The following is a 1,394-nucleotide window of genomic DNA, read 5'->3' as shown; positions in this document are numbered from 1 at the left end:
GGATGACATCGACGATGTTCGTGGCGTTAAGCCGAACACCGAAGACGAGCCGGATACCCGTCCGCTGACCGACGAAGCACCGTTCTCGGCTCTTGCGTTTAAGATCATGTCCGACCCGTTCGTCGGTTCCTTGACCTTCATTCGTATCTATTCCGGTGTTCTGGATGCCGGTTCGTATGTTCTGAACTCTGTTAAAGAGAAAAAAGAACGTATCGGCCGTATGCTTCTTATGCATTCAAACAACCGCGAAGAAATCAAATACGCATGCTCGGGCGACATCGTTGCTCTGGTTGGCATGAAGGACACCACCACTGGTGATACCCTTTGTGACCCGGCCAAGCCGATCATTCTCGAGCGTATGGAATTCCCGGATCCGGTTATCGAAATCGCTGTTGAGCCGAAATCGAAAGCCGACCAGGAAAAAATGGGTCTCGCCCTTGCACGTCTTGCACAGGAAGATCCGTCGTTCCGCGTTAAATCCGACCACGAATCCGGCCAGACCATCATTTCTGGTATGGGCGAACTTCACCTCGACATTCTTGTCGATCGTATGAAGCGTGAATTCAAAGTCGAAGCAAACGTCGGCGCGCCGCAGGTTGCTTACCGTGAGACGATCTCGAAAGAAGTCGATATCGACTACACCCACAAAAAACAGTCGGGTGGTTCGGGTCAGTTCGCACGTATCAAGTTGACCTTCACCCCGGGTGAACCGGGTTCGGGCTTCTCCTTCTCCGATACCGTTGTTGGCGGTAACGTTCCGAAGGAATACATCCCGGGCGTGCAGAAAGGTCTCGAAAGCTCGCTGCAGAGCGGTGTGATCGCAGGCTTCCCTGTAACCGACTTCTCTATCAAGTTGACGGACGGTGCATACCACGACGTTGACTCGAGCGTCATGGCCTTCGAAATCGCTGCTCGCGCAGCATTCCGCGAAGGTTTGGCAAAAGCTTCTCCGAAGCTGCTCGAGCCGATCATGAAGGTCGAGGTAGTGACCCCGGAAGAATACATGGGCGACATCATTGGCGACCTGAACAGCCGTCGTGGCCAGGTCCGTGACATGGACTCCCGTGGTATTGCACGCGTTGTTAACGCGTTCGTACCGCTGGCGAACATGTTCGGTTACGTCAACACGCTGCGCTCCATGTCCCAGGGCCGTGCCCAGTTCGTGATGCAGTTCGATCATTATGCCGACGTCCCGCAGGCAGTTGCGGACGAAGTCAAAGCCAAATCGGCCGGCTAAGGGCCAGCTAGAATAAACGGAGTTAGAAATGGCTAAAGAAAAGTTTGAGCGTACAAAACCGCACGTTAACGTTGGCACCATCGGCCACGTTGACCACGGTAAAACCACGCTGACCGCAGCAATCACCAAAGTTCTGGCAGAAGCCGGTGGCGCTTCG

2 protein-coding genes are annotated in these 1,394 nt (G+C 54.2%); both read left to right on the top strand.

Translation table 11 applies throughout. The annotated features are described in order from the left end of the window. Positions 1 to 1,237 (top strand): elongation factor G (locus tag WBY09_RS19850; protein WP_336233680.1); only part of this gene is annotated, 1,237 nt, incomplete at its 5' end. 28 nt (positions 1,238 to 1,265) lie between these two features. Further along, positions 1,266 to 1,394: GTP-binding protein (locus WBY09_RS19845; protein ID WP_287446871.1), on the top strand; the 129-nt coding region annotated here is incomplete at its 3' end.

Source organism: Thalassospira sp. CH_XMU1458 (genome assembly GCF_037027205.1).
Classification (GTDB): Bacteria; Pseudomonadota; Alphaproteobacteria; order Rhodospirillales; family Thalassospiraceae; genus Thalassospira; species Thalassospira tepidiphila.
This window is presented reverse-complemented; position numbering and strand designations above follow the sequence as displayed.